Origin of the sequence: Parasphingorhabdus sp., assembly GCF_048269865.1 — a bacterium.
In the GTDB taxonomy this organism is placed as follows: domain Bacteria; phylum Pseudomonadota; class Alphaproteobacteria; order Sphingomonadales; family Sphingomonadaceae; genus Parasphingorhabdus.
In genome coordinates this window covers 25953-38832 of sequence record NZ_JBLWUA010000008.1, presented here as the reverse complement: position 1 = coordinate 38832, position 12880 = coordinate 25953, and the positions used below count along the sequence as shown (strand labels likewise).

Sequence of the window (12880 nt, the reverse complement as noted above, 5' to 3'; positions counted from 1 at the left end):
ATTGGTGCCTATATGCCGATCAGAATTTCACCCCGGCGGTGACAAAGACCTGACGCGGGTTGCCGTAAAAGGCGGTCAGCGTGCCTTCGGGTCCAAGCGTCGGGATCGGCTGGCCGTTGGCTCCAGGAATGATTGCACCGGTGACCGGGTCAGCCGCGACAAAGGTATAGCCCGATGTCTTGTAGCGCTTGTTGGTCAGGTTCTTGCCATGCAGGCCAATGCTCCAGCGCTTGTCCGGTGCATTATAGACCAGATTGGCATCCCACAGGGCATAGCCCTTCTGGTCGATATAGGGATTGGCGATCTCGAACTGGTTGACCTTGCTGCGATAGGACAGCGTGGTGCCGAAATAGATATCGCCGTCACCGACTGGCGTCGAATAGGAAAAGGTTCCGCTGGCGGTCCATTTCGGCGTGTTCTGCACCGACCGGAACTGGGCAACATCGGTTGGCACCGGCAGGCCTGTCGTGGGATCGGTGATATTGGTGATATATTCGTCATATTTCGCGTCGATATAGCCCATCGATCCCGACAGCATCACCCGGTCGCCACTGGCCAGCATATCCCGGCCAAGGCGGGCACTTGCCTCCAGTTCGACGCCCTTGAGAGTGGCCTTGCCAGCGTTGTTGATGACGCCGCAGAAGGAGGCGAAGCCACCGACGTTGCAGGCAACGGACCCCGGAATTTGCACATCCTTATAGTCTGAATAAAAACCGGCGATCGCGACGTTGAGAGCGCCGTCGAGCAGGCTGCCCTTGTAGCCGATTTCATAGCTGTCGACCGATTCCGGACGGAAGCTCAGGAAAGACGCAACTTCGGCATCGCTGGGAACGCCGCTGGCGTTGCTGGTCGGCGCATTGATACCGACGCCGCGCGGATCAAAGCCGCCGCCCTTGAAGCCCTGCGAGAAGCTCGCGTAGATATTGTGATCGGGATTTGGTTTGAAGCTTACCGAAGCACGGGGAGTAAATTTCTTGAAGTTCGCGCTACCTTCGAAATCGGTGGCGGGCGCGCCGGCCGGAATGCCCGCGCCGCCAAAGGTTGGCGAACCGCCGCCGACATAGTTTTGCCGCAGGATGTTGGCGCTGCGCTCGTCCCACGTATAGCGGCCACCGACCGACAGGCTGAACTGCTCGGTAAAGTCATAGGTGAAGTCGCCGAAGACCGCATAGGTTTCGGTGTCGACGTCAGCCTGTGTGAAGGCGGTGAGCCCGGCGACCGTGGTAAACAGCCGGACGTCGAACAGCGTGTCGGCCTTGGCATCGAGATAATAGAAGCCGATCAGGCCGTTCAGCTTGTCGCCTTCATAGAGCAGCTGGAATTCCTGGCTGATCTGCTGATTCAGATAGAGACCGGGCACATCAAGATCGACCGCAGGCAGCGCGTCGAAATCGATCGGTGTCGCCGTGTCATCCTTGCGCCAGGCACTGATCGAGCGGAAGGTGACGCTGTCGCTCAGGTTGGCGGTGATGTTCATCGCCAGACCATAGGCCTCGATATCCTGGATCGGGTCATTCAGTCCGCCACGGGTATCAAAGACATCGTCGAGCACCGGCGCACCGGAGACGGCACCGGGAATGAGACGATGGCCGCCGCGCGGGTTGCTCTTGTCCTTGGTATAGTCACCGGAAATCCGGATCAGAACGGGCTCGCCATAACCGCCGAGTTCGACCGTGCCGCGTGCGGCCCAGATATCCTTGTTGTAATTTTCGAGACCGGTGGTCAGATTTTTGCCGAAACCGCCCCGGGAGAGCCGCGCGCCGGATGCACCGACACGAATGATGTCAGACACCGGCAGGCTGGCCGTGACCACTGCTTCAGCCTGGTCATAGGTGCCATAAGTCGCACGCGCCTTGAACGAAGGCTCTTGCGGCAGCCGCTTGGTAACATATTTGACGGCGCCGCCGATCGTGTTGCGGCCATAGAGCGTGCCCTGCGGGCCGCGCAGCACTTCGATGCGTTCGACATCATAGATGTCGAGCACGGCAGCCTGCGGACGATTGAGATAGACATCGTCGAGATAGATACCGACGCCCTGCTCGAAGCCGGAGACCGGATCCTGCTGACCGATACCGCGGATGAAGGCGGAGAGCGTGGAGTTGGTGCCGCGCGATGCTTCCAATGTGGTGTTCGGCGTGGTCTGGCCAATATCGGTAATATCGATCGCGCCCTGCTGTTCCAGCTTTTCGGACGAGAACGAGGTGATCGCGATGGGAACATCAATCTGCCGTTCTTCGCGGCGGCGAGCGGTGACGACGATGAAGCCGTCTTCGGAGCCCTGGTCAGCCGATTCGCTGGTCTGGGCGTGAACGCTGGCAGGAGCGATAAGTCCAGCCGCGAGGCCGGTGACAATTGCTGCATAGCTGACGGTGTGCTGGAATTTCATGATAGCATCCTCCTTGAAAATGTGCCTGGCATTTCCAGGTCATTAAGGGCGCTATATTGAAACATGAATCAAACTTCAACTTAGAAATTTGCCAAGCGGGATAAATCCGGTTAGCCGTGACATTATGGCCACTGAATATACCGATCACACCGAGTCTAACGGCAAGCAACCGCGCACGGCGCGGGGGCTGAAGACAAAGCGCAAGCTGCTGGATGCGGCGGCGCTGGAATTTGGGGAAAAGGGCTTTCACGAAGCCTCGATCACCGGAATTACCCAGCGCGCGGGGACCGCCCTCGGCAGTTTCTATACCTATTTCGATTCAAAGGATGAACTGTTCAGCGCACTCGTCAAGGACATGAGCGCCCGGGTGAAAAGCCATGCCGCGAGCGCGATGACGGAGTGGCAGGATGCGCTGGAGCGGGAAAAGCTGGCGCTGGAGGCGTTCATGAATTTCGCCCGCGAGCACAAGGAAATCTACCGGATCATCGACGAATCGGAATTTGTCGATCCGGCCAGCTATCGTCTGCACTATGAGGAGACGGCAAAGCGGATCCACGAGCGGCTGCAGGAAGGCAGTGCCGCCGGTGATTTTCGCGGCCCGCTGGAAGAGGCCCATGCCTGGGCGATCATGGGGATGAACGTGTTTCTGGGGTTGCGCTACGGCATCTGGTCGGAAGAAAAATCGCCCCAGGAGATTGCCGGGATCGCCAATGGGATATTGGCTGGGGGAATCGCGGCGGGGAAAGGGTAACGCGATCCATAGTTTTGCTGCCAAAGAGCTGCCACGCGACTAGATAGATTTAACTTTTAGACATTATTTAAGCACTGGCGTTAAAGAGAATCCTGCTTTCATATGAGGGGTGTTGCCCGCAGTAATTGACTTTACGGGTACTGTTCGATCAGCATCCAGACGACTTCAGAGTCGTCGCTATTGCTCGTTGATGCAATGGTGAAGCCAGTGCCCGGAGAGATTGAATAAGTTAGCTCACCTAGGGTTCCTGCACCTGTCTTTCGCTGGATTAGGAGGATATCGTCATCAGTTACCGACGTGTTCGACACGGTGACGCTCCCGCTTGAAAGAGTGGCTTCTCCGATTCGCCTGTTGGTTCCTTTTTTCACCGCCAGCCCGCTATCGAGCAGGATCTTATTCGTCTGGACGAATGTACTGGTCAGAGTCCAGCTATCGGTTGCTGACGCGTACCGTGCTTTGATGAAGCCTTGGCCCTCGGCGATTATGATGTTATTTGACAGGTCTGTAGCTAGGCCACCAACATTATTGCCGATGATTGTATTGTAGCTACCTGTCACTATACCTGAACCCGAGCTATCCGGATCGGAACCGACGCAAAGATTTTGTTCACCGGTGGTAATGCCGAGACCACTCGCATAGCCGAGGAAGACGTTAAAATCGACAGCTTTGGCATCGGCTCCGGCAAAGTAGCCGAGGTAGGTATTAGAATTTCCCGTCGTGTTGCTGAAGCCGCAGTGGATGCCGACGCCGGTATTGTTGAGGCCGGTACTGCAGTCGCGCAACGCTTCGGTTCCTAAAGCGGTGTTGCCGAACTTAGCCCCCGGTTTTGACATCGCATCCGATCCGATTGCAACGTTGTTCGAGCCGTGAGTCATCCCCCCGAGAGCGGTATCGCCCATGGCCGTATTGTTATCTCCCCACACGTTGTAGACCATCGTGGAATTACCCACGGCAGTATTATTGCGGCCAGATGTTGGCTCTTCCGTGTCGCCGTCTGTCGCGTTTCGGTTGAGGGCATTTAGTCCGACTGCCGTGTTCCCATAACCGACGGTGTTAAGGGCAAGTGTCCCGCTCCCCAGAGCTGTGTTATAGTTGCCGGTCGTATTAGCATGCAGAGCATTGTCGCCAAATGCGGCATTCGACTCGCCCGTCGTATTGTTAGCGAGGCTACCTATTCCCTTAGAAGTATTCGCCATTTCTCATCCCCTAACCTAATTTCACTCGATTGCTCCCGTCCCAATGAGATGCAGGATTGCCTCCAGAAACAGCAAAACCACGCGGTTGCGAGTAAAGTGTAAAGCAGGAGACCGGTTAGTCAAAGGTCATTTGTTGCGGCATTCCAAGGTTCCGGGCTTTCTTTAACCGGCACTAGAGATACGGCTGCGGCAATGCGATACGCCGTTCCCGATCCAGAACGATTTTGCCACATGCGGCAAAGCGGATCCACGAGCGGCTGCAGGAAGGCAGCGCCGCGGGTGATTTTCGCGGCCCGCTGGAAGAGGCCCATGCCTGGGCGATCATGGGGATGAACGTGTTTCTGGGCTTGCGCTACGGCATCTGGTCGGAAGAAAAATCGCCCCAGGAGATTGCCGGGATCGCCAATGGGATATTGGCGAAGGGCATCTCCGGGGGCGACTAGCTATTGGTGCTGCGCAGGTTGGTCAGTCGTCGGCCATCCAGCGTTCAAGATTTTCGTGGAAGAAGCGCACGCGGCGTTCCTGCCAAGCGAGATAGTCGCGCTTGTAGCCACGCGAGTTCAGGCCGCGCTGCTGCACTTCCCAGACCTCGACATCCTGATCGATACCGGGGCCCATTGACACTTCGTCGACGTTGCCCTGCACATGCGGCGCCGGAACCGACACATCAACCCACTCGGCCATGCTCTGAGAATAATAGCGCTCGGTACCTTCGGGGAACAATGTCATATACCACATGTCGAAATAGCATTTCTGCGGATCGCTTTCATGGGGCCGGGCGCGCAGCCAGATATTGCCGTCCGGCTTCAGGCTGAACGAAAGGTTCGGGAAAATCGTGTAGTGCCAGTGATCGGTCAGCTGGGAATCCTTGTAGCTTGAGAAATCAAAGCCTTTCTCTGCTCCCAGTTCCCGCTTCGCTTTCTGCAGGGCTGCGCGAATTTCGCCGGTTTTTCCCTTGCGGAAATCGTCCGGGTTGAGGCCCCAGAATTCCAGTTCCTCGGCCATCTGCTCGAGCGTTTCCTTCTCGCCGCCGCGCAAAGTCTTGGTCGGCCCGGCACCGGGCATGATCATATGTGCATGGCCTTCAGGATAGAGGTCGAACTGGCAGTGGTGGTGCGAATATTCCATCACAAACTTGGTTTGCGGATGGACGAAGGGCACGTGGTAGCTTTCGTTGAAATTATCCTGGACCAGCTTCCAATTAAAATTGCCTTCGATCGTCATCCAGTGGGTGCGCACCATCTTGTCCATCGGATAGGTTTCGATCTGCTCGGCGATCGGTCCGAGAAATTCGCGCAGCGACACGGCATTCTCGTCCATGTTGATCCAGATGAATCCGGCCCAGACCGTGCACTGCACGGGTACGAGATTAAGTTTGCCGCAAGGCGAACCCTGCAGGAAATCAGCTTCGTCGGGTACCGATTTCAGGCGGCCGCTGAATTCATAGGCCCATCCATGATAGGGGCAGGTCAGGCGTTTGCCGGTCGCATTGCCCTCCTCGCCGGTTACCAGCGGCATGCCGCGGTGCTGGCAGACATTGTAGAAGGCGCGGACCTCTTCATCTTCGCCGAGGATGCAGACAATGGTTTCCGGTCCGAAGTCGGCTGTGATCCAGTCGCCCGCTTTTTTCAGCTGGGCAGCGACGCCGGCAATCTGCCAGGTCTTGGTCCAGATCTTGTCCCATTCCTTGTCGGCCCATTCCTTGGACGAATAGCGATCCGGGGTGATGGGCGTGTTGCGAAATTCCGGATCGCGCAACTTGTCGGTCTGCGCTTTGAGTGTGGCGTCGGACCGGTCTTCGCTGATGACATTGGACATTGGAATATCTCCTGAAAAACTTCGGTTTTGGGCTCATATTAACATAGAACGGGCTAGCTGTCGAAATGCCGATAGGATGGGTCCTCCTTGCCCCGCAGCCCGAAACTATAATCGGGCATATTGGTGCGGTCCCAGATATCGGTCGATGGACTGATGCTGCTCCAGTCATAGACGGCGCCGCGATGGGCCATACGCCATTCGCCGTCACGGCGCTCGAACCGGTCAAGATACCGGCCAGCGGCGATCATGAAATTGTCGGTGCCATCCTCTGCCGGAATGGCATGATGGGCAATAAAATAGCTTTCCCCGTAGGCGGTATCGCCATCAAGCTTGATCAGGATATTGCCAACCATGTGCTGGGTTCGATGCATGCCTTTCAGCACCTCCATCACCCAGGGCACAAAATCCTTGGCGCTGCCCTTGTAGCTGCCGTGATCATCTGTCGCGTCGGGATGGAATAATTGATTGACCAGGTCGCCGTCGCAGCGATCAATCGCTCGGGCCATGCGAAGCACCAGCTCCGTACAATCCTGCTTGTCCAGCATGTCGGAAATCCGCTGTTCCCGGGACGGCGAGGCCGTGTTGGTTTTTTGGGCTGAGGTCATTGTAAATGCTCCGCTATATTAGGTGTCCTTGCTCTCGCGCGTCTCGTACCGGAGAAGGGAGAGAGGCGGACAATACCGGTGCCGGACCGGAAACCGCCTGAACTGAAAATCGCCCGGCGTCTGGGTGCAGGGCAACGACTATTCGCCGTTGCCCTGTCACTTTTCTGTTTCTTCGCCATAATCTGTTTCTCCACTATGGCTTGGAAGTTCAAATTCCGATCAGAACCGGATGGTAGCCTGTACACTCACCGTGCGCGGGAAAGCGCCATAGCCGAGGGAGTCTCCTCGGACTGCAGCAGCGGTTCCGGTTCCGGAACCGGTCAGCGGAGCCGTGCCGCCGCCGGTAAAGTAGAATTTATTGGTCAGGTTCTTGCCGATCACGGCCAGTTCCCAGCTGTCATCACTTGCCCCGAACCGGATGCCCGCATCCAGAACGACATAAGAGGATTGCGTCGTCGCCTTGTCGCCGAAGCTCGAGGCGATATAGGAATCGCTGTACCGCATGTCGAAATTGGTACCCAGTTTCAGACTGCTCGACAGCTCCGTCTCGTAGGAGATGCCGGCCGTGCCCGTCCATTCCGGTGCAACCGCTGTCGGAACGCCGCTGAGATCCTGCGATGGAACGCCGCCGATGTTAAGCGTGCAGCCCGCCGCGATCGACTGACCCGAATAGCAGGGCGCAATGAAGTCTTCATAGCGCGCCCGGTTATAGTTCAAATTGCCGCGCAACCTCAGCCCGGGGACCGCATAAGGGGCATATTCCAGTTCCAGCTCGACGCCTTCGGAACGCGCGCTACCGGCGTTGTAGGTGATGTAGGCAAAAATCTGCGAGTTGAAAAAGTCGACCTGAAGATCGGTATATTTATAGTTATAATAGGTGATGTTTGCCTGCAACTGGTTGTCCGCAAGCGTCGACTTCACGCCGAATTCATAGCCCTTGCCCTTTTCCCGGTCGAAGGTCAGGTCGGTAGCCGGCGTGGCCGACAAGGCGGAGTTGATCGCGCTGTTCGAAAAGCCGCCGGATTTATAGGCCACCCGATAGGCGCCATAAAGCATCACGTCGTCGGTCGGTCTCCACCGCAGGGTGAAATCCGGTGACCAGTCGTTAAACGTCTGGTTGCCGAAGATGGTGCCGTTGACGGCTGCGCTTTCTGGCACAAACAGTCCCTGCAAGCCGACGTTGACGTAAGGCTGGGTAAAGCTGCTGTCCTTGGTTTCGTGAATATAGCGCACGCCGCCGGTTGCTTCCAGCGTCGGTGTGATCTGCCACATGACCTGGCCATAGCCGGAGAGCGTTTCACCCTTGGTCTGGGATTGCTTGGAATAGGCGACATAGCGATTTGCCGCACTGGCCGACGAATCTTCGGCCCCCGCAAACATCACGGCCTGGAAGAAATCACGGGTGGTTTTCTGATACAGGCCGCCAATCATAAGATTGACCGGTGCATCAAAGTCGGTGAGGACCCGCAGTTCCTGGCTGAACGCATCATAGCTGGCATTTTCCGTTGCCCAGGTGCCACCGCTCAGAAAGTCGCAGTCGCAGGCGAACTTGTTGTTGTTCCAGTTATAGTTGGTGACCGAGCTGATGGTTACATTGTCCAGCGCGTATTCCAGCGAGCCGGTGGCCGACCAGGACTTGTAGGTATTGTACAAACCGCCGTCTTTGCGAGCGTACGGATAGTCCTGCGCGATATCGAGCGGGAAATCATTCTGGTGAATGGTGAAATTATTGCCGCAGGTATAGTTGGGCGCAATGGTTGTCTGGCCGGTCGGGCAATTGACTGCCACATAGTTCCAGCCATTGCCGACGGTGCGGTTATAGGTGCCGGAGACCTTGAGCTTCGCGGTCAGGCGATCGTCCGGCTCGTATTTCAGGGTGATACGGCCGATCAATTCGCGTTCCTGCGGCTGCTCAGATGCAGCGGGCGCAGCGGTATGCGGGTTGGTGTTGCCGGTGGCCGCGTCCACGGTCGGATAGCTGATCGTCTGCTGCTGGTTGTCGTAATAGCCGCCCCACATCCGTGAGCCACGCAAAGCAAGCCGCACACCAAACGTATCGGTCAGCGGCTGGGAGATGATCGCTTCGGCATAGGCCCGTTCGGCGGCGAATTCATAGCCGATGCGACCGATATATTCCGGATCATAGCCGGGATCAGCCGTGGTCAGGGAAATAACACCGGCGGTTGCGTTCTTGCCGTAGAACAAAGACTGCGGCCCCTTGAGCACTTCAACCCGGGCCAGATCGAAAAAGCCTTCGTTGATAATGCGGCCTTGGCCATAATAGACGCTGTCGACAACAATGGCGACCGACTGCTCGATGCCGATCGACGTCGCGGACGACCCGATACCGCGCAGGGTAAGCTGTGCGCCGGCACCGTTTGAAGAACGTGCGATGGTGAAATTCGGTGTCGCTGCGGCGATTTTTTCGAGGCTGCTCAAATCGCGCGCCGCGATTTCTTCAGCGGTGATAGCCTGCACGGAGACGGGAATGGACTGCACCGATTCCTCGCGCCGCCGGGCAGTAACCACGATCGTCTGCACACCGCCGCTTTGCACGGCCTCTGTGCTTGCTGTGTCTGGGGCAGCAGCGTCTTCGGTAGCGGATTGGGACAATAGCGATGCGGTCAGAGGGGCCGCGACCGGCTGGCTGGCCGCTGCGGGCGCCGTTGCTGGAGCCTGGCCATAAGCCGCTCCTGATGCCGCCATCATGGCGACGACGATAGACGTCCGATAAAGTAATTCTGCACGCAAAGCGGTTTTCGCCATTCCGAATCTCCTCCTGATTAATTGACCTGCAGCGCTTTTTCTACGCTTGCGGGCAATTTAAAGAGGCGGTGGCGGATTTGCGCCTAGCATTTTGGCCTAACAAATTTGGCCTATTAAAAATGGCGATTGTCTTGGTGGGGGTCAGCCCGGCGAGTCCCTGTACGGGAAAGGCTCAGTCGGTTCGATATAGGCCGCAGAAGGTTTTTGGCAGGCTCCATGGAGACTATGGCGGGCGGAATGTTCCGGTCAGCCTGAGCGACCAACCGGAACCGTCCTGAATGGCTTAAGCAGCATCCTTGATTTCGCGAAGGGTGACATCGAACGAAAGATCCTCCCCGGCGAGCGGGTGGTTGCCGTCGGCTTTCACCGTGTCTTCGCCCACCGCCACTATGTGGAGCGTGATAGAAGAACCGTCCTGCTGCTGCGCCTCAAGGACCATGCCCGGCTGCGGGTCCGCTTCGGCTGGCAGGTTCTGCCTGGGAATGTCGACCACCATCTCTTCGCGCCGGGCGCCAAAGGCATTTTCGCAGTCGATCGCGATCGTCTCCTGGTCACCGACGGTCATGCCGCCCAGCTTTTGTTCAACCTGAGGAAAAATCGCGCCGTCGCCGAGCTTGATGGTTTGAGGTCCTGTCTCTTTGGTATCGCCGACGACTGTGCCATCGCCTTTGCGAACGCAGTAGTCGATTATGACTGTATCGCCTTGCTTTGCATTTTGCATATTTGTCCTTTCATTAGGGGGGAAACGGTATCGTTAAACCGTCTTTCGGCTGCGCATTTAACGGATGCGCGCACATACAAGTGTCGCGATCATGAGCCTGCTAGTCAAACATAATCTCCGGTTGGCCGCTGTGCCTTGAGCGTTTGAGGTACCAAGCGAGCATCAGCATTTCTCTGCTTGCACAGGACATGTGCAGGACAGAAGCACTTGGCGACACATGGCCGGTACCGGTTGCTGATAGCAACGACTAACAGGATCGCAGCGCTTCTTCGACGGGTTCGACATCATTCTTGCGGAGCAATTCATCGATGCCCCAGCGTCGCTCGATGACGCGCCAATTGTCTCGCGCCTTTTTGTACAGTCTGCACCCTTCTGCCTTGTCGCCGGAATTTGTAACCACATCTGCGAGGGTCATCAGCGCCGTTGTCTTGTCGCGAAAATAGCCGGCATTGTCGGGCTCGGCTGCCGATGAAACCTCACGGTCGCTCACCAGCCGTTGCGCCATTTTCTTCGCTTCCTGAAAACGGCCCAATTCCGCCAGAACAGGAGCCAGCTGACTATAAATTGTTTGAAGACGCCGTGCCATGCCATAGTCGTCTCGGTCTTTTTCCGTCAGCGGAATGGCTATCGCTTCCGCGCTAAACAGATCGGTCGCCGCCTGCTTCAGGTTTTCCAGATCATAATGGATCAGTGCTCGTGTGAAATAGGCGGCGATCAGACTCCGGTCTATGGCGCGCCAGTCGGGATAGCGTTTGTGGAGCGCTTCAAACTGGCGGATCGCTTGATCGCTAGGCGGAATCGCGCGCAAATAATCGGGCGAGTCGATCTCATAATGCCAGGACATGGCGCTGGAGAGTGCAGAAAGCGTGCGCGCCTGATCATAGAGCACTATCCGATTGGCCGGATGTTGTTTTGCCAGGGTCCCGATCTGGCCGGCAAGCTTCGACATTCGCGCGATCGCATCCGCGCCGTTATCATTCCACACGAGCGGCTTGGCCGCTTGCAAGGCGGACCGTATTCTGCCCAGATCATCATCCAATGTGCCAGAACCTTCTTCGGACAAAGACTGGTATAGTTTCGCAGAACGTTCTGCCGGAGCGATGGCTTCTTCGTTCTGGTCCTCGGCTATGAATATGAATATCGACAAGGCATATTGCGCTTCCGCAAGCGATCTTGTGACAGCATCATTGTCGGGATGTTCGCGGTGCAGCGCCTCCAGCCTCTGGACCGCGATGCGCAGCGCTTTGCCTGCGTCCTCGCGGCGGCCCAGGTTAGCGGCTTCGGGATTGCCGAGCACCTGCGACAGCCGTTTGTAGCCCTGCGCTATTTCAAGCTCGAGCTCGGGGTCCGCGCTCTTTTCCCTGCCCAGGAGGTCGAGATAGCGTCTCGATTTATCGGCGATCCGCGTCAGGGCCCTGGTATTGCCGGTCACCGGTTCCAGTTCATCGTAGAGATCGAAAAGCATGAAATTTGCGAGTTCGCGGACTTCGTCAAACCGCTGTTCGGTTTCTGCGCGCGCAATTTCGGCTCGGTTGTAAGCCCATCCGGTCGCTGCCAGTCCGGCTACGAGCAGCAATATGATGGCCGTCAGGCTCCCGGCGGCATACCGCTGGCGCCACAGATATTTGCGAAAGCGATAGCGTTTTTTTTCGGAATAGGCCGCAACCGGATAGCCATCCCGATAGCGTTGCAATTCTTCGGACAGCATGGCTGCACCGCCGAAACGCTCTTCCGGCCGCTCTGCGGTCGCCTTGGCCGCGATCGCCTGCAGTTCGGGAGCGTCCTGGTCTTTGATCAGCAATTGCAGAATCTTGCCCAGGGAATAGACGTCCGAAAGCGTATTGGCTGCCTGTCCCATGGCGCGTTCCGGCGCGGAATAGCCCGGCGTGAGACTCAGCGCAGAAAAGGTGGAACCGCTTGCTCGATCATCATCTTCGGCCTGTGGCCGGGCGATGCCAAAATCGATCAGCTTCGCCTGATCGCCGGCGCTGACCAGAATGTTGCTCGGTGTAAGATCGCGATGGATCACCAGATTCTGGTGCGCAAAAGATACCGCGTCGCAAATCTGCGTAAACAGATCCAGTCGTCTTTCCAGATCGGGCGTCTCGTCGGTCACCCATTGCTGAAGCGGCACGCCGTCAACATATTCCATGACGATATAGGGCGAGCCGGATTGCGTTGCGCCGCCGTCATAGAGCCGCGCGATATGGGGATGGTTCAGCTGCGCCAATATCTGCCGCTCGCGCTCAAAACGTTCAATCAGGCTGTCGGAAAGCAATTTCTGCTTGATCAGCTTGATGGCGACGACATGCTCAAAATTGTCCGTATCCCGTTCGCCCAGATAGACCGATCCCATGCCGCCGCGGCCAAGAAGGCGAAGAATGCGATAGGCACCAATGCGGTCGGGGGTGCTTTCCTCATCCTCCTCCTCATCGGCAAGCCGTGCGCCGCCGGTTCCGAGATCCGCACTCGAAACGCGTTCCGCGTTTAGCAGCGACAGAGCGCGGGCTATCACTTCGGCAGGCGTATCGGGCGCGGAGCGGATAAAGGCCTCGCGCTCGCTTTGTGGAACATCCATTGCCTCTTCGAGCAGTTCCATGGCGGCGCGCTCGATATGAGGGTCGGAGGAATGCATGA

At 57.2% G+C, this 12880-nt stretch carries 9 protein-coding genes; 2 read left to right on the top strand and 7 right to left on the bottom strand.

Translation table 11 applies throughout. The features are described from left to right. Positions 1–19 precede the first annotated feature (19 nt). Positions 20–2386 carry a TonB-dependent receptor gene (locus tag ACN0WW_RS11775; protein ID WP_417612691.1) on the bottom strand — a complete coding sequence of 789 codons (2367 nt, stop codon included), beginning with the start codon at positions 2384–2386 and terminating at the stop codon, positions 20–22. Between the two features lie 124 nt (positions 2387–2510). Here ACN0WW_RS11775 and ACN0WW_RS11770 point away from each other — a divergent pair, with 124 nt between their 5' ends. After that, positions 2511–3137: a TetR/AcrR family transcriptional regulator gene (locus ACN0WW_RS11770; RefSeq protein ID WP_417612689.1), complete on the top strand. Its 627-nt coding sequence runs from the start codon at positions 2511–2513 to the stop codon at positions 3135–3137. A 131-nt stretch (positions 3138–3268) separates the two neighbouring features. Here ACN0WW_RS11770 and ACN0WW_RS11765 read toward each other — a convergent pair whose 3' ends face one another. Next, a complete protein-coding gene (locus ACN0WW_RS11765) occupies positions 3269–4333 on the bottom strand; it encodes a hypothetical protein (protein ID WP_417612687.1) in 1065 nt (354 codons plus the stop codon). A gap of 224 nt (positions 4334–4557) precedes the next feature. Here ACN0WW_RS11765 and ACN0WW_RS11760 point away from each other — a divergent pair, with 224 nt between their 5' ends. Next, complete coding sequence (locus tag ACN0WW_RS11760) at positions 4558–4776, top strand: hypothetical protein (protein ID WP_417612685.1); 219 nt, start codon at positions 4558–4560, stop codon at positions 4774–4776. Positions 4777–4798: 22 nt separating this feature from the next. Here the strand turns inward: ACN0WW_RS11760 and ACN0WW_RS11755 are convergent, their stop codons facing one another. From ACN0WW_RS11755 to ACN0WW_RS11735, 5 genes are all read right to left on the bottom strand, one after another. Continuing rightward, positions 4799–6151 carry an aromatic ring-hydroxylating oxygenase subunit alpha gene (locus ACN0WW_RS11755; RefSeq protein ID WP_417612683.1) on the bottom strand — a complete coding sequence of 451 codons (1353 nt, stop codon included), beginning with the start codon at positions 6149–6151 and terminating at the stop codon, positions 4799–4801. Positions 6152–6204: 53 nt separating this feature from the next. Next, complete coding sequence (locus tag ACN0WW_RS11750; protein WP_417612681.1) at positions 6205–6756, bottom strand: nuclear transport factor 2 family protein; 552 nt, start codon at positions 6754–6756, stop codon at positions 6205–6207. Positions 6757–6975: 219 nt separating this feature from the next. After that, positions 6976–9522, bottom strand: a complete 2547-nt coding sequence (locus ACN0WW_RS11745; RefSeq protein ID WP_417612679.1) for a TonB-dependent receptor — start codon at positions 9520–9522, stop codon at positions 6976–6978. A gap of 283 nt (positions 9523–9805) precedes the next feature. Then, a complete protein-coding gene (locus ACN0WW_RS11740; RefSeq protein ID WP_417612677.1) occupies positions 9806–10243 on the bottom strand; it encodes an FKBP-type peptidyl-prolyl cis-trans isomerase in 438 nt (145 codons plus the stop codon). Positions 10244–10490: 247 nt separating this feature from the next. Continuing rightward, the gene (locus ACN0WW_RS11735; protein WP_417612675.1) at positions 10491–12878 is read right to left on the bottom strand and encodes a protein kinase domain-containing protein; all 2388 of its coding nucleotides are present in this window, start codon (positions 12876–12878) and stop codon (positions 10491–10493) included. Positions 12879–12880: the final 2 nt, after the last annotated feature.

Bases quoted from the DNA above. Each gene is read 5' to 3' on its own strand.
- ACN0WW_RS11775 (WP_417612691.1), bottom strand. From the start codon at position 2,386: ATGAAATTCCAGCACACCGTCAGCTATGCAGCAATTGTCACCGGCCTC.
- ACN0WW_RS11770 (WP_417612689.1), top strand. From the start codon at position 2,511: ATGGCCACTGAATATACCGATCACACCGAGTCTAACGGCAAGCAACCG.
- ACN0WW_RS11765 (WP_417612687.1), bottom strand. From the start codon at position 4,333: ATGGCGAATACTTCTAAGGGAATAGGTAGCCTCGCTAACAATACGACG.
- ACN0WW_RS11755 (WP_417612683.1), bottom strand. From the start codon at position 6,151: ATGTCCAATGTCATCAGCGAAGACCGGTCCGACGCCACACTCAAAGCG.
- ACN0WW_RS11750 (WP_417612681.1), bottom strand. From the start codon at position 6,756: ATGACCTCAGCCCAAAAAACCAACACGGCCTCGCCGTCCCGGGAACAG.
- ACN0WW_RS11745 (WP_417612679.1), bottom strand. From the start codon at position 9,522: ATGGCGAAAACCGCTTTGCGTGCAGAATTACTTTATCGGACGTCTATC.
- ACN0WW_RS11740 (WP_417612677.1), bottom strand. From the start codon at position 10,243: ATGCAAAATGCAAAGCAAGGCGATACAGTCATAATCGACTACTGCGTT.
- ACN0WW_RS11735 (WP_417612675.1), bottom strand. From the start codon at position 12,878: ATGCATTCCTCCGACCCTCATATCGAGCGCGCCGCCATGGAACTGCTC.